The organism is Frigidibacter sp. SD6-1 (assembly GCF_030143255.1).
In the GTDB taxonomy this organism is placed as follows: domain Bacteria; phylum Pseudomonadota; class Alphaproteobacteria; order Rhodobacterales; family Rhodobacteraceae; genus TMP-24.
On record NZ_JARJNR010000001.1, the window covers coordinates 113,396 to 131,849 of the forward strand.

22 protein-coding genes are annotated in these 18,454 nt (G+C 65.3%); 17 read left to right on the forward strand and 5 right to left on the reverse strand.

The annotated features are described in order from the left end of the window. Nucleotides 1-356 precede the first annotated feature (356 nt). On the forward strand, nt 357-2,078 hold the full coding sequence (locus P0645_RS00560) for a methyltransferase domain-containing protein (protein ID WP_284162595.1): 1,722 nt from the start codon (nt 357-359) through the stop codon (nt 2,076-2,078). Between the two features lie 60 nt (nt 2,079-2,138). On the opposite strand, the gene mdh is transcribed toward P0645_RS00560, so the two are convergent. Further along, a complete protein-coding gene (gene mdh / locus P0645_RS00565) occupies nt 2,139-3,101 on the reverse strand; it encodes a malate dehydrogenase (protein ID WP_284162596.1) in 963 nt (320 codons plus the stop codon). Between the two features lie 159 nt (nt 3,102-3,260). Between mdh and P0645_RS00570 the strand changes: the two genes are divergently transcribed. Further along, a complete protein-coding gene (locus P0645_RS00570; RefSeq protein ID WP_284162599.1) occupies nt 3,261-4,013 on the forward strand; it encodes a sulfite exporter TauE/SafE family protein in 753 nt (250 codons plus the stop codon). Here the strand turns inward: P0645_RS00570 and P0645_RS00575 are convergent. Further along, the gene (locus P0645_RS00575) at nt 4,010-4,327 is read right to left on the reverse strand and encodes a hypothetical protein (protein ID WP_284162600.1); all 318 of its coding nucleotides are present in this window, start codon (nt 4,325-4,327) and stop codon (nt 4,010-4,012) included. The genes P0645_RS00570 and P0645_RS00575 overlap by 4 nt on opposite strands. 214 nt (nt 4,328-4,541) lie before the next feature. On the opposite strand from P0645_RS00575, the gene P0645_RS00580 reads away from it, so the two are divergent. The 10 genes from P0645_RS00580 to P0645_RS00625 all read left to right on the forward strand — a co-directional run bounded on the left by P0645_RS00580 (nt 4,542) and on the right by P0645_RS00625 (nt 12,092). Beyond that, complete coding sequence (locus P0645_RS00580) at nt 4,542-5,423, forward strand: HpcH/HpaI aldolase/citrate lyase family protein (RefSeq protein WP_284162601.1); 882 nt, start codon at nt 4,542-4,544, stop codon at nt 5,421-5,423. A gap of 41 nt (nt 5,424-5,464) precedes the next feature. Further along, complete coding sequence (locus P0645_RS00585) at nt 5,465-6,013, forward strand: NnrU family protein (protein ID WP_284162602.1); 549 nt, start codon at nt 5,465-5,467, stop codon at nt 6,011-6,013. Nucleotides 6,014-6,027: 14 nt separating this feature from the next. Then, nucleotides 6,028-7,059: a MaoC family dehydratase gene (locus P0645_RS00590; protein ID WP_284162603.1), complete on the forward strand. Its 1,032-nt coding sequence runs from the start codon at nt 6,028-6,030 to the stop codon at nt 7,057-7,059. Between the two features lie 177 nt (nt 7,060-7,236). Next, nucleotides 7,237-7,620, forward strand: coding sequence for a succinate dehydrogenase, cytochrome b556 subunit (gene sdhC / locus P0645_RS00595; protein WP_284162604.1), 384 nt, complete (start codon nt 7,237-7,239; stop codon nt 7,618-7,620). Between the two features lie 11 nt (nt 7,621-7,631). Continuing rightward, complete coding sequence (sdhD, locus tag P0645_RS00600) at nt 7,632-8,003, forward strand: succinate dehydrogenase, hydrophobic membrane anchor protein (protein ID WP_284162605.1); 372 nt, start codon at nt 7,632-7,634, stop codon at nt 8,001-8,003. Between the two features lie 10 nt (nt 8,004-8,013). Next, the gene (gene sdhA, locus P0645_RS00605) at nt 8,014-9,816 is read left to right on the forward strand and encodes a succinate dehydrogenase flavoprotein subunit (RefSeq protein ID WP_284162606.1); all 1,803 of its coding nucleotides are present in this window, start codon (nt 8,014-8,016) and stop codon (nt 9,814-9,816) included. Further along, nucleotides 9,816-10,118 carry a hypothetical protein gene (locus P0645_RS00610; protein WP_284162607.1) on the forward strand — a complete coding sequence of 101 codons (303 nt, stop codon included), beginning with the start codon at nt 9,816-9,818 and terminating at the stop codon, nt 10,116-10,118. The genes sdhA and P0645_RS00610 overlap by 1 nt, the downstream gene beginning before the upstream one ends. A gap of 122 nt (nt 10,119-10,240) precedes the next feature. Further along, nucleotides 10,241-11,050, forward strand: a complete 810-nt coding sequence (locus P0645_RS00615; RefSeq protein WP_284162608.1) for a methyltransferase domain-containing protein — start codon at nt 10,241-10,243, stop codon at nt 11,048-11,050. A 12-nt stretch (nt 11,051-11,062) separates the two neighbouring features. Next, the gene (locus P0645_RS00620) at nt 11,063-11,839 is read left to right on the forward strand and encodes a succinate dehydrogenase iron-sulfur subunit (RefSeq protein WP_284162609.1); all 777 of its coding nucleotides are present in this window, start codon (nt 11,063-11,065) and stop codon (nt 11,837-11,839) included. A 1-nt stretch (nt 11,840) separates the two neighbouring features. Then, nucleotides 11,841-12,092 carry a hypothetical protein gene (locus P0645_RS00625; RefSeq protein WP_284162610.1) on the forward strand — a complete coding sequence of 84 codons (252 nt, stop codon included), beginning with the start codon at nt 11,841-11,843 and terminating at the stop codon, nt 12,090-12,092. Between the two features lie 236 nt (nt 12,093-12,328). On the opposite strand, the gene P0645_RS00630 is transcribed toward P0645_RS00625, so the two are convergent. Beyond that, on the reverse strand, nt 12,329-13,168 hold the full coding sequence (locus P0645_RS00630) for a PhzF family phenazine biosynthesis protein (protein WP_284162611.1): 840 nt from the start codon (nt 13,166-13,168) through the stop codon (nt 12,329-12,331). A 208-nt stretch (nt 13,169-13,376) separates the two neighbouring features. Here P0645_RS00630 and P0645_RS00635 point away from each other — a divergent pair, with 208 nt between their 5' ends. From P0645_RS00635 to P0645_RS00645, 3 genes are all read left to right on the forward strand, one after another. Continuing rightward, on the forward strand, nt 13,377-13,547 hold the full coding sequence (locus P0645_RS00635; RefSeq protein WP_284162612.1) for a hypothetical protein: 171 nt from the start codon (nt 13,377-13,379) through the stop codon (nt 13,545-13,547). A gap of 64 nt (nt 13,548-13,611) precedes the next feature. Then, complete coding sequence (locus P0645_RS00640; RefSeq protein WP_284162613.1) at nt 13,612-14,766, forward strand: WD40/YVTN/BNR-like repeat-containing protein; 1,155 nt, start codon at nt 13,612-13,614, stop codon at nt 14,764-14,766. A gap of 42 nt (nt 14,767-14,808) precedes the next feature. Beyond that, on the forward strand, nt 14,809-15,051 hold the full coding sequence (locus P0645_RS00645) for a hypothetical protein (protein ID WP_284162614.1): 243 nt from the start codon (nt 14,809-14,811) through the stop codon (nt 15,049-15,051). Nucleotides 15,052-15,072: 21 nt separating this feature from the next. Here the strand turns inward: P0645_RS00645 and P0645_RS00650 are convergent, their stop codons facing one another. Then, nucleotides 15,073-16,173, reverse strand: a complete 1,101-nt coding sequence (locus P0645_RS00650) for a hypothetical protein (protein WP_284162615.1) — start codon at nt 16,171-16,173, stop codon at nt 15,073-15,075. Nucleotides 16,174-16,333: 160 nt separating this feature from the next. On the opposite strand from P0645_RS00650, the gene P0645_RS00655 reads away from it, so the two are divergent. Together P0645_RS00655 and P0645_RS00660 are read left to right on the forward strand one after the other, a co-directional pair. Then, nucleotides 16,334-16,531: a hypothetical protein gene (locus P0645_RS00655; protein ID WP_284162616.1), complete on the forward strand. Its 198-nt coding sequence runs from the start codon at nt 16,334-16,336 to the stop codon at nt 16,529-16,531. Nucleotides 16,532-16,580: 49 nt separating this feature from the next. After that, the gene (locus tag P0645_RS00660; protein WP_284162617.1) at nt 16,581-17,447 is read left to right on the forward strand and encodes an urea carboxylase-associated family protein; all 867 of its coding nucleotides are present in this window, start codon (nt 16,581-16,583) and stop codon (nt 17,445-17,447) included. 3 nt (nt 17,448-17,450) lie between these two features. Here the strand turns inward: P0645_RS00660 and P0645_RS00665 are convergent, their stop codons facing one another. Continuing rightward, complete coding sequence (locus P0645_RS00665) at nt 17,451-18,425, reverse strand: aldo/keto reductase (protein WP_284162618.1); 975 nt, start codon at nt 18,423-18,425, stop codon at nt 17,451-17,453. Between the last annotated feature and the right edge of the window lie 29 nt (nt 18,426-18,454).

Below are 18,454 nucleotides of genomic sequence, written 5' to 3' on the forward strand. Positions count from 1 at the left end.
GCTCCTCGCGCCTGAGGATCGCGAGTTGTAAGCGCCCGGTCTTGCCCCACCGACCGACGACGATGTCGCAGTCACGGCCCCGCGCCAGCGCTTCGTCGTAGAAACCGGGAGTGTGGTAGGGCGAAAGCGTGTGCGTCGTCGGGTTTTTCATGTCGCTCTCTTCTGCCGTACCGGTCGAGGCTTTGGTTCCGGAGCGGGAACCTCTTTGTCCCAACCCGAGGCTTGCCGCAAGGCAGGCTCGATGATTGCGTCGCAAGGATGTCGCGCGGGCGCGCCAGGGCCGGTTGAAACAACCGACGGCGCTGCTATAGGCTGAGATGTAAGCTGGTCGTCGCACAAGGTAAGCAGGGTAGGCTATGAGTAATGCAATTCTGGCGACCATGCGCGATGAAGGGCCATTCGTTCTGGAATGGCTTGCCTACCATCGAGCGATCGGTTTCGATAAGTTCCTGATCTTTTCCAATGACTGTACGGACGGAACCCGCGAGATTCTCGATGCGCTCGACGCGGCAGGGGTCGTCAAGCACGTCAGCCACGAGGCCGCCGCCGCCGTTCCAATCGCGGAGAAGGTCGCCGCCATGGCGCTGGACCTCGGTTTCTTTTCCGATGGCGATTGGGTCATCTGGCTGGACGCGGACGAATATCTCAACATCCATGCCGGTCAAGGTCGCGTGCAGGACCTGATCGAGCGATGCGCCCCGCATCAAGGTATATGTATCAGCTGGCGTCTTTTCGGCACGTCGGGGCAAGATCTCTTCCGTGGGCGCTGTGTCTCGCCTGACTTCACGCGCTGCAGCGGACCCGGTTCCAGCCAGCAGAACGTCAAGACGCTCTTTCGTTTCGAGCAGAGATATTTCCAAGAGTTCTTTCAGCACAAGCCGATCATGAAACCGGAATTCTGGGCGGACGGCGGCATGTTCCTGCGTCCGGACGGCGAGCCCTTTCATGCAAACGATCCGTCGCTCTCGCGTTGGCGTGCAGGCGTCAAGCGCGGCAAGATCGCTGCAGGGACTGGCAGCTGGAAGCTCGCGCAGATCAATCACTATGCTGTGCGCACCGAACCGCTCTTTGCGATGAAGGCCGCGCGCGGGAGGATTGGTTTGGCCAATACCGCCGCGGTGCGCTACGATGACCGCTACTTCAGAGCCATGAACACCAATGATGCCGAAGACCGTTCCATATTGCGATGGCAATCGGCGACGGGGGCAGAACTCGACCGGCTCCAGCAGATGATCGCGCCTGCCGTGGCCTACCCCGACATATTGTTTCGGCATTACTCGAGAGCGATGCTGTCGCTCGATGAACCCAAGGCACCGGACCCGCAAACATCGGCAGACAAGGCAGGCAAAGCAGTGGAAGACCCCCAATCCCAAGCCGTCTACGAACAGATGCACCGCTCGCACCATGAGGAAATGGAAGCGCGGGCCTATTCCAACGCAGCTCTCGCCAGCGAGGTGATGCGGATCGTCGCGCCGACCACGGTCGTCGATGTCGGCTGCGGCATCGGCCTGTTGCTCGCCGCGCTCAAGGAACAGGGCTGCGAGATTACCGGTGTCGAAGGGCTATGGCTTCAGGACGAAATGACCATTGCGCCGAGGGATTGCTACGTCCTGCATGACCTTGAGCAGGAACTGGCCCTGAACCGCCGGTTCGATCTGGCCATCAGCATCGAAGTTGCAGAGCATCTCGACCCGGCGCGGGCCGACAGTTTTGTGACGGATCTGTGCCGCCTGTCGGACGTTGTTCTGTTCTCGGCCGCGGTCAAGGGGCAGGGCGGCAAGGGGCATAAAAACGAACAATGGCAGTCCTACTGGGCCAAGAAGTTCGAGGATGCGGGCTATGGCACCTACGATCCCATCCGCGCGCGGTTCCGGCGGGATGAGCGCATTCTGCCGTGGTTCCAGCAGAATGTTCTGTTGTTCATCCGCGATGGGCACGCCTTGGCGCAGACATGCGCCGGTGACAGGATATCGCCGCAGACGGCGGATATGATCCTGCCGACCTACCACATGAAGGTTGTGAGACGGCTTCAAAGGTCAGTGCGCCAAAGGCTCGCGCGGGCCGGACAGTCTGCCTGACGGCTTTGTCCCGCAGCTGTCGGGTTGCCGGCTTGGCTGACCCGACAGCATTGGATGCACTCAGGCCAGCGTCGGGTCGATCGCCTTGCAGGCGGCCACGAGGCCTTTGACCGCGTCGACCGACTTGTCGAACATCGCCTGTTCGTCGGCGGTCATGGTGATGTTCACCACCCGCTCGACCCCGCCCGCGCCGAGCACGACCGGGACGCCGACGTAAAGCCCGTCAAGGCCGAAGGCGCCCTTCACATAGGCCGCGCAGGGCAGAAGGCGCTTTTGATCCTTCAGATAGGCTTCCGCCATCTCGATTGCCGAGGCGGCGGGCGCGTAGAAGGCAGAACCTGTCTTCAGAAGGCCCACGATCTCGGCCCCGCCGTCGCGGGTGCGCTGGACGATGGCGTCGAGCTTGTCCTGCGTGGTCCAGCCCATCTTCACGAGGTCCGGCAGCGGTATGCCCGCGACCGTCGAATAGCGGGTCAAGGGCACCATCGTGTCGCCATGGCCGCCGAGGACAAAGGCGGTGACATCGCGCATCGAGACGCCGAATTCTTCCGACAGGAAATGGCGGAAGCGGCCCGAATCAAGCACGCCCGCCATGCCGACGACCTTGTGATGCGGCAGACCGGAAAACTCGCGCAGTGCCCAGACCATCGCATCGAGCGGGTTGGTGATGCAGATGACGAAGGCATTCGGCGCATGGGCCTTGATGCCTTCACCCACTGCTTTCATCACTTTCAGGTTGATGCCGAGCAGGTCGTCGCGGCTCATGCCGGGCTTGCGCGGCACGCCGGCGGTCACGATGCAGACGTCGGCACCCGCGATCCCCGCATAATCATTGACACCCTTGAGGGTCGCGTCGAACTTCTCGACCGGGCCGGATTGCGCGATGTCGAGCGCCTTGCCCTGCGGCGTGCCTTCCGCGATGTCGAAGAGGACAATGTCCCCCAGCTCCTTGATCGCTGCGAGATGGGCGAGCGTGCCGCCGATCTGACCCGCGCCGATAAGCGCGATCTTCGCTCTGGCCATGATGTCCTCCGCCTGAGTGCCTATAGGGAAATGTCGCGGGCAGGACTAAAGCGTTCGCTTTCGTCACGCAAGCCCGCTGCAGTGCGGCGACGGCAGTTGAGGGCTCTTTCGCATAGGCAGGAGTTGCGATAGCGCTAGCGGCGGCAAGGGGGAGGGATCATGCCCGCCGATCCGCTGTTCTGGATGCTCGCGACACTTGCGGCGATTCTCGTCGGCATGGGCAAGGGCGGCCTGCCGATCGTCGGCATGCTTGCCGTGCCGGTCATGGCGCTGGCGATCCCGCCGGTGACGGCGACGGCGCTGCTGGCGCCGGTCTTCGTGGTCTCGGACATGTTCGGGCTTTATTCCTATCGCCACCAGTTCGACCGCCGGGTGGTCATGATCATGGCGGTGGGGGCGACGCTTGGCGTCGTGCTGGGCTGGCTGACGGCGGCGCGCGTGCCCGACTGGGCGGTGACCGGCGCGGTGGGGGTGATCGGGCTTTCCTTCGCGCTCAGGCTCATCCTTGCCCGCAGGGTGGCCGAGGCGCGGCGGGCGGATGCGCCGCGTGGTGTCTTCTGGGGCGCGGTGACGGGGTTCACCAGTTTCGTCGCCCATGCGGGCGCGCCGCCCTTTCAGGTCTATGTCCTGCCGCTTCGCCTGCCGAAAGCCTTGTTCGCGGGCACCAACACAGTCTTTTTCACCTATCTCAACCTGATCAAGCTCATCCCCTACTGGGCGCTCGGCCAGTTCAACCCCGGCAATCTGAAGGTGGCCGCTGTACTTGCGATCCCGGCCGCACTTGCGGTTTTCGCAGGCGTGCGGCTGGTCAGGATCGTGCCGGACGTGATCTTCTTCCGGCTGGTGACGGCGGCACTGGCGCTCATCTCGGTCAAGCTGATCTTCGACGGGCTTGGTGGCGCCTTTCGCTAGGCCGGGCTGCCCGCAGGGGTGGCGGGCGCGTCGATCCGCTCGAAGTTCTGACCCGAGGCCAGAAGGCAGGTGCGGCCATCGGCAAGCGTGACGAGGATCGTCCAGCTGCCGGTCTCGACCGAGGCGTAGGTCTCGATCACCGCGGAATTGGCGGCAAGCCCGAAGCTTTGCAGGCTTTCGCCGAAGCGGTCCGCCAACTGGGCGATAACCGTTTCGCGGGCGCCGCATTGCGGCGCCTGTTGGCCAAGGGCGCGGTCGGTGGCGAGGATGAGCCCGCCGAAGCCGAGGGAAAGGGCGAAAAGCTTGGCTTGCATGGCATCTGTCCGGGTCGGGGGAGCGGTCAGGCTCCGGTGATGGACAAAGCCTGCGCCCGAGGCAGGAAAAATCGGTTAACGCCCGGTGCGCATGGACTTTCCCCGGCGGATCGCTGCGCTGCGGCCGCCAAAAATTCTGCACTGCGGCAAATCCGGGCTTGCCAAATCGTCCAAGATTATGGTCCTTGGCGAAAGAATATTGCGAGGAGCCTTGATGATTCCGCCCCAGCCCGCCGCGAACCCCGCCGCAGCCGATGCGCCGCGCCCCTATCGTTCGGTCCTCTATATTCCGGGCGCCAACGAACGCGCGCTCGACAAGGCGGCGACACTGGCCTGCGACGCGATCATCTTCGATCTGGAAGATGCGGTGGCGCCCGAGGAAAAGCCTGCCGCCCGGGCGATGGTGGCCGAAAAACTGCGCACGGTGGATTACGGGCGGCGGGCGCGGATCGTCCGGGTCAATGCGCTCGACACGGCCTGGGGCCGCGACGACTGCCTTGCCATGGCAGAGGTGAACTGCGACGCGATCCTGATCCCCAAGGTCTCGCGCCCCGAACATGTCGAGGCGGTCGCGGTGCTGATGCCGGATGTGCCCTTGTGGGCGATGATGGAAACCGCGGTCGTCGCCTGGCATGCCGCCAATATCGCGGCGCACCCGCGCATTCAGGGCTTCGTCGTCGGCACGAACGACCTCGCCAAGGATATCGGCGCGCGCTACCGGCCGGATCGCGAGCCGCTTCTGACCGCGATTTCCATGTGTCTGCTCGCGGGCAAGGCCTATGGCCGCATCGTGATCGACGGGGTCTACAATGCCTTCAAGGATGACGAGGGGCTGAGGCGCGAATGCGATCAGGGCCGCGACATGGGGTTTGACGGCAAGACCCTGATCCATCCCGCCCAGATCGCCATTGCCAACGAGATTTTCGCACCATCCGAGGCCGAGATCGACCTCGCGCGCCGCCAGATTGCCGCCTATGCCGAAGCCGAGAAAGCACGGAAGGGCGTCGCGGTCGTCGACGGCAAGATCGTCGAGAAGCTTCATGTGGTGGCGGCAGGGCGGACACTCGCCAAGGCAGAGGCCCTTGCGGGGCTATGAGCGATGGATAGTGTGAAGGCGATTCACATTCGGAGGAACCCATGTCCCTGCTGATTCTCGGCCTCGCGCTCTGGTATGTCTCGCATCTGATGAAACGCGTGGCGCCCGGCGCCCGCGCGGCGATGGGCGAGATGCCCGGCAAGCTTGTCATCACGGTGCTGTCGATCCTTGCCATCGTCCTGATGGTGATGGGCTTTCGCGCGGCACCCGTCGTCGACCTCTGGTCGCCGCCCGCGTTCCTCCGCCATGTGAACAACCTGATGATGGTCTTTGCCGTGTTCCTTGTGGAGCTTGGCTATGTGCCCGGCAAGCTGCGCACGAAGATCCGCCACCCGATGCTGACGGCGGTGAAGATCTGGGCCATCGCCCACCTTCTGGTGAACGGCGACCTCGCCTCGGTCGTGCTCTTCGGCGGGCTCTTGGCCTGGGCGGTGATCGACCTCATCCTCATCAACCGGCAGGTGCCCGACTGGACGCCGCCTAAGGCCGGACCGATGCGCAACGACCTGATCTATGTCGCTGTCGCGGCGGTCCTGTTCGGCCTGATCGGCTATATCCACACCTGGCTCGGCTATCCGCCGTTCGGCTGACTTTCGGAGGAAACATGAAGACCAATCCGGGGCGTTTCTTCGAGGATTACCGTCTGGGCGAGGTGATCGCCCATGCGGTGCCCCGGACCCTGTCGGGCGGCGAAAGGGCGCTCTATCACGCGCTCTATCCCGCCCGTCACGCGCTTTATTCGTCGGACGAATTCGCGCGCGCCTGCGGCCTGCCCGCCGCGCCGATGGACGATCTGATCGCCTTCCATACCGTTTTCGGCAAGACGGTGCCCGACATTTCGCTCAACGCCATAGCCAACCTCGGTTATGCCGAGGGCCGCTGGCTCGCCCCGGTCTGGCCGGGCGATACGATCCGGTCGGAAAGCGAGGTCATCGGGCTGAAGGAAAATTCGAACGGCGCCTCGGGCGTCGTCTGGGTCAGGACACGCGGGCTGAACCAGTCGGGCGCCGTGGTTCTGGAATATGTCCGCTGGGTGATGGTCCGAAAGCGCGACCGCGCCGCGCCCGCGCCCTTCCCGCATGTGCCCGATCTGGCAAAGGTCGTGGACCCTGCGTCGCTGGTCGTGCCCGAGGGGCTCGATTTCCGCCGTTACGATTTCACGCTGGCGGGCGAGGCGCACCGTTTCGGCGACTATCAGATCGGCGAGAAGATCGACCATGTCGATGGCGTGACGGTCGAAGAGGCGGAACATATGCTCGCCACCCGCCTCTGGCAGAACACCGCGAAAGTCCATTTCGACCGGACCCAGCGCGAGGATGGCAAGCGGCTGATCTATGGCGGCCATGTGATCTCGCTTGCCCGCACGCTCAGCTTCAACGGGCTGGCGAATGCCCAGATGATCGTGGCGCTGAACGGCGGCAGCCACGCCAACCCCTGTTTCGCGGGCGACACGGTGCGCGCCTGGTCGGAGGTGCTGGACAAGGCCGAGACGGCAGCACCGGGGGTGGGGGCGCTGCGTCTGCGCCTGGTCGCCTTCAGGGACGGCGCGTCTCCATTCGCGCTGAAAGGCGAGGACGGGAAGTACGATCCGTCGGTTCTGCTTGACCTCGATTATTGGGCGCTGGCGTCTGTTTAGGAAGCCGATTTGTGATCACTTGAAAAAAGTGCGTGATCACAAGGGCGACATTTAGCCCTAACGGAAACCCTTCAATCCGCATTTGCTGCAATTGCAGCGTGACTTGCGCGTGAAATCGGGTAATCAGGGCCTAGTGATCTCCGGGCGGAAGGTCCGGTCCGAGCGGTGGAGGAGAGAATGGCGGAAACCAAGCGTGTGGTAAGGCCCCTGTCGCCGCATCTGCAGATCTACCGGCCGCAGATGACCGCGATCAGCTCGATCCTGACGCGGATCACCGGCAATGGCATGATCGTCGGCGCGATCCTCATGGTCTGGTGGCTGCTCGCCGCCGCGACGAGTCCCGCCTATTTCGCTTTCGTCGACGGGCTTCTGCACAGCTGGATCGGCAAGATCATCCTCACCGGCTCGCTCTGGGCGGTCTGGTACCATTACCTCGCCGGCCTCCGGCACCTGTGGTTCGACGCGGGCCGCGGGCTCGAGATTAAGACCGCCGAAAAGCTCGGCTGGGGCTGCGTCATCGGATCGGTCGTCCTGACGATCCTCACCTTCTTCTTCATCTGAAAGGGGCGGCCATGCGTTATCTGACCGACCGCAAGCGCGCCGAGGGCAAGGGCGCCTCCCACACCGGGACCGAGCATCACTGGTACATGCAGGCCTCGGGTGCCGCACTCGCCTTCCTCGTTCCCGTCTTCGTCATCGCCCTTGGCCGCGCCTTCGGCCGCGATCATGCGGGCGTGGTGGAGTTCTTCGCCCGGCCGCATGTGGCGATCCTGACCGGGCTCGTCCTCTTCGTCTCGATGCGGCATTTCGCCAAGGGCGCCACGATGATGATCGAGGATTACGCGCGCGGCTCGACCCGCAAGGCGCTGGTCATTGCCGCCATATCGCTTTCCTATCTGATCACCGCGACCGGGCTTTTCGCACTCGCCCGCATCGCGCTCTGAAAGGCTGACCATGACCGCTTATCCGTACGAGACGCATGAATATGACGTTGTGGTCGTGGGCGCGGGCGGCGCGGGGTTGCGCGCCACGCTGGGCATGGCCGAACAGGGCCTGCGCACCGCCTGCGTGACCAAGGTCTTTCCGACGCGGTCCCATACCGTGGCTGCGCAGGGCGGCATCGCCGCGTCGCTCGGCAACATGGGGCCGGACAGCTGGCAATGGCACATGTACGACACGGTGAAAGGGTCGGACTGGCTGGGCGACACGGATGCAATGGAATATCTGGCCCGCGAGGCGCCGAAGGCGGTCTACGAGCTGGAACATTACGGCGTGCCCTTCAGCCGAACCGAGGAGGGCAAGATCTACCAGCGCCCCTTCGGCGGCCATACGACCGAATTCGGCGAAGGCCCGCCGGTGCAACGCACCTGTGCCGCCGCCGACCGCACGGGCCATGCGATCCTGCATACGCTTTATGGGCAGTCGCTGAAGAACAACGCGGAATTCTTCATCGAATATTTCGCGCTGGACCTGATCATCACCGACGGCGCCTGCACCGGGGTCGTCTGCTGGAAGCTCGACGACGGCACGATCCATGTCTTCAATGCCAAGATGGTGGTGCTGGCAACGGGCGGTTACGGCCGGGCGTATTTCTCCGCGACCTCGGCCCATACCTGCACCGGCGACGGCGGCGGCATGGTGGCGCGGGCGGGGCTGCCGCTTCAGGACATGGAATTCGTGCAGTTCCACCCGACCGGCATCTATGGCTCGGGCTGCCTGATCACCGAGGGTGCGCGCGGCGAGGGCGGGTATCTGACCAACTCCGAGGGCGAGCGTTTCATGGAACGCTATGCGCCGACCTACAAGGACCTTGCCAGCCGTGACGTGGTCAGCCGCTGCATGACGATCGAGATCCGCGAGGGCCGCGGCGTGGGCGAGGGCAAGGACCATATCCACCTGCACCTCAACCACCTGCCGCCCGAGACCTTGCACGAACGCCTGCCGGGCATTTCGGAATCGGCGAAGATCTTCGCCGGGGTCGATGTGACGAAAGAGCCGATTCCGGTCCTGCCCACCGTCCATTACAACATGGGCGGCATTCCCACGAACTATTGGGGCGAGGTGCTGAACCCGCAGCCCGGCAATCCGGACAATGTCTTCCCCGGCCTGATGGCGGTGGGCGAGGCAGGCTGCGCCAGCGTTCACGGCGCGAACCGGTTGGGGTCGAACAGCCTCATTGACCTCGTGGTCTTTGGCCGCGCGGCGGCAATTCGCGCCGGTCAGATCGTCAAGCCGGGCGCGGCCAATGTGGCGTTGAACAAGGCCGAGGTCGACCGGGCGCTCGCGCGCTTCGACGGGCTGCGCCATGCCAAGGGCGCGGTGCCGACCGCCGACCTGCGGCTGGAGATGCAGAAAACCATGCAGGCCGATGCCGCCGTCTTCCGCACCGACAAGACGCTCGCCGAGGGCGTCGAGAAGATGACCAGGGTCGCCGCCAAGATGGATGACCTGAAGGTCACCGACAGGTCGATGGTGTGGAACAGCGACCTGATGGAGACGCTGGAACTCACGAACCTGATGCCCAACGCGCTGGCAACCATTGTCGCGGCGGAGGCCCGCAAGGAAAGCCGCGGCGCGCACGCGCACGAGGATTATCCCAACCGCGACGACAAGACATGGCGCGTCCATTCGCTGGCGATGGTCGAAGGTGCGAAGGTGACGCTGACCACCCGGCCCGTGCATCTCGATCCGCTCACGAGAGAATCCGAGGGCGGGATCGACCTGAAAAAGATTGCGCCGAAGGCGCGGGTCTATTGATGCGGATCGCGCCCCATATCGCGCTCGCGGCGGCCGCGCTGCTGGCCGCCTGCGGCCCCATGTCGGTCGAGCGGGCCGAGCGGGAATGTTTCCAGCGCGCCCGCCTGGCGGCCGCGCCGCGCGGGATGGTTGCTGTCGGCGCGGGCTCGGGCGGCAACGTTGGCGCGAAGCTCAGCCTGTCGGTTTCCTCCGACTTCATCCAGGGCCGCGACCCATCGGCGGTCTATGACGCTTGCGTCTTGCAGAAATCCGGCCAGCCGCCCCGGCAGCCGCTTTACACCCGATCCGATTGGCGGGGATAAGATGCTGCCGATCGCGCCATCACCATACTGTTCGACGCGCCGCAGCCGCAGATCGGTCAATGGCCAGGCGGGAAGGCGGCCGACCTTCCGCAACGTCTGGCGGGAACGAAAAGGACCGATTGATGAGCGATGAGCCCACAAGCGTTGCGGGCGTCGAAACCGGGCAGGATGACACCCGGCGCCCCGTTGACCAGACCGCCCAGTTCGCGGATGTCATCGCGGCGCGCGTGCGCAAGCTGCTCCGGTCCCTCAAGCGTGACGCCGCGGGCGTTCATCCTCGTTCCTGTCCGCTCTGCGATTACTATGGCGCCTTCACGCCCTACGGCTTTCCCCTGCGGTTTGACGCGCAATGCGCGAAGTGCGGCTCGCTGGAGCGGCATCGCCTCGTCAAGCTGCTGCTTGACCGGAAGAAGGTTATCGGCCCCGGGCACAGCGTCCTGCATTTTGCACCCGAGCCGCAGCTTGGCGCGACCATCCGCGCCCTCGCTGGGCATTATGTCACGGCCGATCTGATGCGCCCTCGCGTCGATCTGAAGCTGAACATCGAGGCGATGGACCTGGCCGATGACAGCTTTGACCGTATCGTCTGCTGCCAGATTCTCGAACATGTGGACGATCGCAAGGCGCTTGCGGAAATGTTCCGGGTACTGCGCCCAGGCGGGGTAGCCCTTCTGAATACGCCGGTGATCGAGGGCTGGGACGAAACATACGAGAATCCTGAAATCGACGGCGCTCGGATGCGCTTGCTGCATTTCGGCCAGGCCGATCACGTGCGCTATTACGGTCGAGACCTGCGTGACCGGATAACGGCGGCCGGCTTTGCGCTGGAGGAATTCAACTCGGTCGAACCCGACGTTTCGACCTATGGCCTTTGGCGGGGCGAGCGGATCTTTCTCGCCCGCAAGCCCGCCCTGGGCACCATGAATATCTGAGACGAGGCACCGATGGTCCAGTTCACCCTTCCCAAGAATTCCAAGGTCCGCGTCGGCAAGACCTGGCCGAAGCCCGAGGGTAAGAATGTGCGGAAGTTCCGCATCTATCGCTGGGACCCGGACACCGGCGAGAACCCGCGGGTCGATACCTATTTCCTCGACATGGACAAGTGCGGGCCGATGGTTCTGGACGCGCTGATCAAGATCAAGAACGAGGTCGATCCGACGCTGACCTTCCGCCGGTCGTGCCGGGAAGGCATCTGCGGCTCCTGCGCGATGAACATCGACGGGATCAACACGCTGGCCTGCATCTATGGCCTCGACGAGGTGAAGGGCGATGTGGCGATCTATCCCTTGCCGCACATGCCGGTGGTGAAGGACCTGATCCCCGACCTCACGCATTTTTATGCCCAGCATGCCTCGATCATGCCGTGGCTGGAGACCAAGACCAACCGCCCAGCGAAGGAATGGCGCCAGTCGATCGAGGACCGCAAGAAGCTCGACGGGCTTTATGAATGCGTGATGTGCGCCTCCTGCTCGACCTCCTGCCCCTCCTACTGGTGGAACTCCGACCGCTACCTCGGCCCGGCCGCGCTTTTGCATGCCTATCGCTGGATCATCGATTCACGCGACGAGGCGACGGGCGACCGGCTCGACGATCTTGAAGATCCGTTCAAGCTTTACCGCTGCCACACGATCATGAACTGCGCCAAGACCTGCCCCAAGGGGCTGAACCCGGCCAAGGCCATCGCCGAGATCAAGAAGATGATGGTCGAGCGGGTGGTCTGAGATGGAACCGCAGGCGCCCCGGCGAGAGATGTATCCGGGCGACGCGCTGCTTGACGAGGATTGCACTTTCGCCGGGGTGGTGGGCGGCGATCTGACCATCGCGCCGGGGCGCCGCGTCATTGTCGGCGGCATGGTTCAGGGCAACCTGATCGTCTCCGAAGGCGCCGAAGTGATCCTGCGCGGCATGATCGGCGGCGAGATCGTCACTCTCGGCGGCACGGTCTCGGGCCCCGGCATGGTGGCGCGGGGCTGACGGCCCGCCTCATGCTCCTGCAGGATGCCAATGATCTGCGTCCGTCGGTCGTGCCTTCTTCATCGTCCGTCCTCTCCAAGGGCCGGACTCTAATCGCAGATGGAGGAAAAATCCCGTGGCAGGACTAGGGGTCGAGGCTTTCGAGCAGGGCGTCGGTGCGTGCGACGCTGAGGTCGATGATGGATTGTGCGGCCATGATGCCTCCCGCCGCCAGACTAGCGGCGGTGCCGCAGGCTTCAAGCCGGATCGGGCAGGATGCGGGTGGCTCCCGTCAGGCGTACGCGGCCGCCGGGTTCGGTCGGGGCCTCCACCAGAATTTCACATGGCACGCCCATGTCCTCGCCCTGACGGATGGTGAAGCGACCGCCGGGCATTCCGGGCCAGCCGAGGTCGACCAGCGCGCCCGCAAGCGCCGCCGCCGCGGCCCCGGTCGCCGGGTCTTCGACCAGGCCGCCGATGGCGAAGGCATTGCGGACGTGAAAGAGCGTGGGGCCGTCCGCGACGGCAAGGCAGATCGTGGTCAGCCGTTCGGTCTGCATGAGGGTCTTCACTGCGTCGAACGGATAGTCCATGGCCGCAAGCCGGGCGCGGTCCTTCAGGAAGAAAATCGGATGGCGGTTTCCCGCGTCGCCGAGGCGCGGCGGCAGTCGTGGGTCGAGGTCGGCGTCCATCAGGCCGAAATGCCCCATGAGCGCCCCGCGCAATGCCGCATCAATCGGTTCCGACCGCGAGGGGGGCGAGGTCAGGGTCGCGTTGCCGCGTCCGTCGCTTTCAACGCTGATCTCGGCGCTGTTCAGCGTCAGGGCATAGCTGCCGGGGCCGTTCCGTTGCCCCAGCGCCGCCCCAAGCGCGATCGTGGCATGGCCGCAGAAGGCGACCTCGGCCTCTGGTGCGAAATAGCGCACGCGCCAGCCGCCACCGGGCAGGGGGGCGGCGAAGACGGTCTCCGCGTAACCCACATCGCGCGCGATCTGTTGCATGGCGGCAGGCGCGGGCATCTCTTCCGCGATCATCACACCTGCAGGGTTTCCGCCCCGGCCTTCGGCGGTGAAGGCGGCGATACGTTGGACGGGCATGTCGTTCTCCTTTGTCGGTCCGGGCAGGCTAGCCGAGCCGCGCGCCAAGGGGCCAATGCAATCTTGTGACGGGCACAATCACGAACTTTCCCGATGGTAAGCTTGCGTCTGCTGCATGTCGGCTGTGCCGGTTCTCGCGTGGCGGAGAACGGCATCGAGGCATATCTTGGCGCGAGGGGAGGGTGGACGCCTGATCCGGAGGTGCGAGATGCACAGAACCGACCGTCAAACCCAAATGCCGAAATGCCCGGCCGACGTGCCGCTGCCGTTCCGCTACTATACACCGCAGCCGGACCGCGTGCCCTTCCTGCCCGCCCAGACGGCGGTCGAGCAGATGTACGCCTACTACAGCCCTGAGACCGCCGCCCGCGCGGCCTGACCGCTAGGTGTGATGGCACCGGCGTGGTAGGCTCGCCCCTGATCATCCAGCCGGGGAGGGGCCGATGGACCGTGCCGTGACGCTTCTGGTCGGGACGACCAAGGGGTTGTTTCTGATCCGCAACCGTGGGCGGGGCGGCTGGTCGGTCTCCGGCCCGCATTGCGACGGCTGGCCGATCAATCACGCCGTGGGCGATCCCGCCACGGGCACGATCTGGGCGGGCGGCGGCGGCGACTGGCACGGCGCCGGTGTCTGGCGGTCGGAGGACGACGGGGAGAGCTGGCAGGTCAGCAAGCTGACAAGCGGACAGATGGACGACTGGGCCGCAAACGATCCCGATTTCGCCGCGATGATCGGCTGGAAGGATGAACCCGCGCCCTTCGGCAAAGAGTTCGCGCAGGTCTGGTCGCTCGGGCTGGCGCATGGTGCGCTTCGGGCCGGGACGAAGCCCGCGACCCTTCTGGAAAGCCGCGATGGCGGGCGGACCTGGGCGCGGGTCGAGGGGCTGACCGGCCATCCCTCGCGCGCGGACTGGAACGGCGGGGCGGCGGGGCTGGTGCTGCATACGATCCTTGCCCATCCCACCGATCCGAAAAAGCTCTGGGTCGGCATTTCGGCGGCCGGGGTCTTTGCCAGTGAGGATGGCGGCAAGACATGGGACCGCCGCAACCGCCTGTCGAACGCCGAGGCCTGTGGCCATCACCATCACCCCGCCGCGCCCCGCGACGGCGAGGTCGGCCATTGCGTCCACAACATGATGCGGGCGCCGGGCGGCGGCGACGTGATCTATCAGCAGAACCACCATGGCGTCTGGCGCAGCCCCGACGGCGGGCGCAGCTGGGAGGATGTGACCGAGGGCCTGCCCTCGACCTTCGGCTTCCCGATCCGCGTTCATCCCCGCGACCCTGATACGATCTGGACCCTGCCCCTGAACGGCGACAGCCAGGGCCGCTTCCCGCCCGGCGCCTCCGCCGCCGTCTGGCGGTCGCGCGATGCAGGCAGAAGCTGGCAGGCGATGCGCAAGGGGCTGCCGCAGGAAAATTGCTTCTTCACCGTCCTCAGGCAGGCGATGGCGGGCGACACCCACGATCCGGCGGGCATCTATTTCGGCACCAACTCCGGCTCGGTCTTCGCAAGCCTCGACGAAGGCGACAGCTGGCAGGAGGTGGCCCGCCATCTGCCGACGATCCTTGCGGTCGAGGTGCTGGAAGGCACCTAGGGGCTTGCGTCCGCGACAGAGCGAACACATGTCTCGGCGATCATGCCGATCCTCAGCCCCGAAACCCGTCTGGCAATCCGTGGCCGCGTCCGCCGCGCGCTGGTCAGGATCAACCGCCGCGTCCCGCCCGGTGCGCGGGCGATCCTCGGTCTTCTCCTCATCGTCGGCGGGACGTTCGGCTTCCTGCCGATCCTCGGCTTCTGGATGATCCCGCTCGGGATCGGCGTTGTCTGGCTGGACGTGAGAGCCTGGCGCCGCCGTAACGGCCGTCAGGACAGGCTCTAGGATCTCCGCGCCGCAGGTGGCTCATGCCGCTTCCAGTTGCGAATAGAGGTCGCGCAACTCCGACCGGCCCACGCCCGCGGCAGCGGCGAGTTGCTCGATAAAGGCGCGTGCCTCTGCCGTTGGCGCCCGCTCCGCCGCCGCTACAAGCAGCGCCATGCGCACAAGCCGCTGGGATTCACCCGCGCCAAGATCACGCACCTGCCGCAACAGGGCGGCGGGTGGCGGAAGGGAGGCGGCCATTTCGATGAGCCGGGAGGCGTAATCGACGTCAAGCGGCATGCCGAGCGTTACGCGAGCGACGTTCTGTATGGCATCGAGCCCTTCGGACATCGGGTCACGGCCGACAAGCGCGGTTCTGGCCATGACCTCGAAAGCCAGCCGCAGTCCGGGCGCGAAATTGCTGACCTGGACATGGAAACTCGACGGTGACGCGTCGGCGCGAGCGTTCGTACCACCATTGCCGGGGAACGCGCCGCCTTTGCGGCCCGCCAGAATCTCCCTGGCAGTAGGTTCCGGGCTGCGGTGGCCAACGGTTCGCCCGCTCATCTGCCCGGCACGGGCGATGGCGATGATCGCCAGAAAGCCAAGGCCGACCCCCACCGCGAGGACGTTCATGATCTTCGCTTCGAGATCGAGGACCGCTGGCGTCGGCAGATCGACGTCAATCAGGCCACTCGCGCGCATCGCCGCAAGATCCTCGGGCGTCACGGAGAGATATTTGTCGGTCCCGCAGCGGTGCGGGGCAAGCACATACTCCTTGGGAATCGTCCAGATCGGGATGACCCAAAGCACCATGATTCTGTCGTCGAGGCGGCAGACCGACAGCTGACCGACCGCCCCCATGGAGCGTTTGCTCGGCGCTATGAAAGAAAGCGTCTCCTTGCGCCCGTAGAAGAAAAGTCCCAAACCGCGCGGCCTGCCACTCGCGCCATCGTCGGACGACGCCCCCCGCGTGCCGAATCCGGCAGACGACCCCGGCATTCCGCTGTCAGCTTGGCTGGAGGAACCGCTGCCCGATCCGAAGCCGAAAAGCCTGAACCCACGAGAGCGGCCACGTGCCTCGGCGTCGAGAGCCGAGAAGAGGAGGAAGGCAAGGAAAAGAAGGAGGAAATTCAGTTTCATGGACACGGTCTCGAACTGGTTACCGGCAAGGCGCTAGCAGGCGTTTGCGGCGAAATCTTGGCAAGAAATTCTCGCTTTGGATGAGCGGGCTACTCCGTGCCATTCGTGCCCGATGACGATGGATTCTTGACCCGACCGGCCGACGCGATAGGGATCGTTCATGCCGCTTCTCCTGCTCATCCTTCTGCTTTCGGTCCTGCTCTATCTCTGGCTTGCGCGCCGGGGCACGACCTTGACGCGCGCCTGCCGCTGGCGGCGCGACTTGGGGGCGGGACCGGACAGCTATCGCTGCGCGGCTTGCGGCGCAACCTGCCAGGGCGAGCCGCGCGATTGCCTGGACCCGGCGCGATCCGGTTGACCGCATTGGCCCGCCCCGGCAAGGATGGCAAGGCAATCGGAGGGCGGACATGAAGCTTCAGACGCCGGAAACCTTAGCCCCGAGCGATAGCGCCGCCCGCAAGGCGGTGGCGCCGGTCATCTGCTATCCGGTCGGGGGCCTGCCGCCTGCGCCCATGCCCCTTTATCAGGCTGCGCGCCCGTCGCTGCAGCGGGTCGCAGAGGTTCTGGTGCCGCCGCGCGAGGCGCGGTGCTTCGGGGTGCCTCAGGGCCACTTCTTCCGCATCCGTTCAGTCGAGGGGCCGCAGGTGGGCGATCTGAACCTGTGGAATGCCGCCGATCTGGGTGAGCGGTTCTATTCCGGCAAGACGCGCGCCCTTCACGGCACGCATCTGTCGACTGGCGACCGCATGTGGTCATCCTTCCCGGCGCTCCGCCCGATGGCGACCATCACCCATGACACGCTCGACTGGTACGGGTTCGATCGGTTCGGCGGCTCGGTCCACGATGTGATCGGCACGCGCTGCGATCCTTACACGCACAATCTGCTCAGCCACGGCGGCCAGTACCATCATTGCTGCCATTCGAACCTGACGCGCGCGCTTGCCGCCGAAACCGGGCTTTGTCCGCACGAGGCGGAAAAGCATGTGCATGATGTGCTGAACGTCTTCATGTGCACCGGCTTCACCCGCGACACCGGGCAATATTTCATGAAAGCATCACCCGTCCGCCCCGGCGACTATCTGGAATTCTTTGCCGAGATCGACCTTCTGGGTGGGCTGTCGGCCTGTCCGGGGGGTGATTGTTCGGCCGAGCATTCCTCGGACACAGCCGCCTGCCACCCGCTTCTGGTCGAGATACTCCGGCCCGATCCTGCCGCGCTTGCGGGCTGGCAACCGCCGCCGCCGAACGGCTATGACCGCAGCCACGGGCTTTGAAGTTCAGCAGTAACGCTCGACCGCCAGAAGCTGGCCGTCGCCGTAGCGGTCGCCGGCCGCGAAGCCTGCGGGCAGGACGCGTTCGATTTCCGCCCGGTCGTCCGCGCTGAGGACCGGCAGCGACAACCATTCCCTCAGCCGCTCGGCCGCACGCGTGCCGGGGATCGGCACGACATGCGGACCCGCGCCCATCACCCATGACAGCGCGGTGGCGGGCACCGTCCAGCCGCGCGCCGCGCAGAAGGCGCGGAAAGGCTCGATCCGCGCCTGGTTCCGGTCGAAATAGGGCTGGGTGAAGCGCGGGTTCTGCGCGCGGAAACCGTCGGTGACGCTGTCGAAGGGCAGGGGGCGCTGCCCCAGCATCCCGCGCGCAAGCGGCGAGAAGGCGACGAACGTGACTCCCAGCCGCCCGCATTCCTGAATGAGCCCCAGTTCCGGCTGCCGCGACCAGAGCGAATATTCGTTCTGCACCGCAAGGCAGGGATGGATCGCATGTGCCTCGCGCAGGGTCTCCGGCGCCACCTCCGACAGGCCATAGCCGCCGATCTTTCCTTCGCGCTCCAGGTCCCGAAGCGTGCCGATCACCTCCTCCAGCGGCCGGGCATGTTCCCGCCGGTGGATGTAGAACAAATCCACCCGCTCCCGCCCCAGCCGCTTCAGCGATGCGTCCAGTTCGCTGCGCAGGTGGGCCGCCGAATTGTCGACGCGCCGGGGCGGACCGGCAACGAAGCTGGCCTTGGTGGCCAGGACGACCTCGGGCCTGCGAGAGGCGAGCCATGTGCCGATCACCGTCTCGCTGACGCCCATGCCATAGATGTTGGCCGTGTCGATGAAAGTGATCCCTGCCCCGTACATCGCGTCGAGGCAGGCGAGGCTCTCGGCCTCGGTCGTCGGCCCGAAGATCCCGCCAAAGGACATGGCGCCGAAACCGAGGGCAGAAATCGTCGGGCCGGTGTGGCCGAGGGAGAGCGTGCGCATGCAGGGTCCTTTCGCGGGGGGGAGGCCAT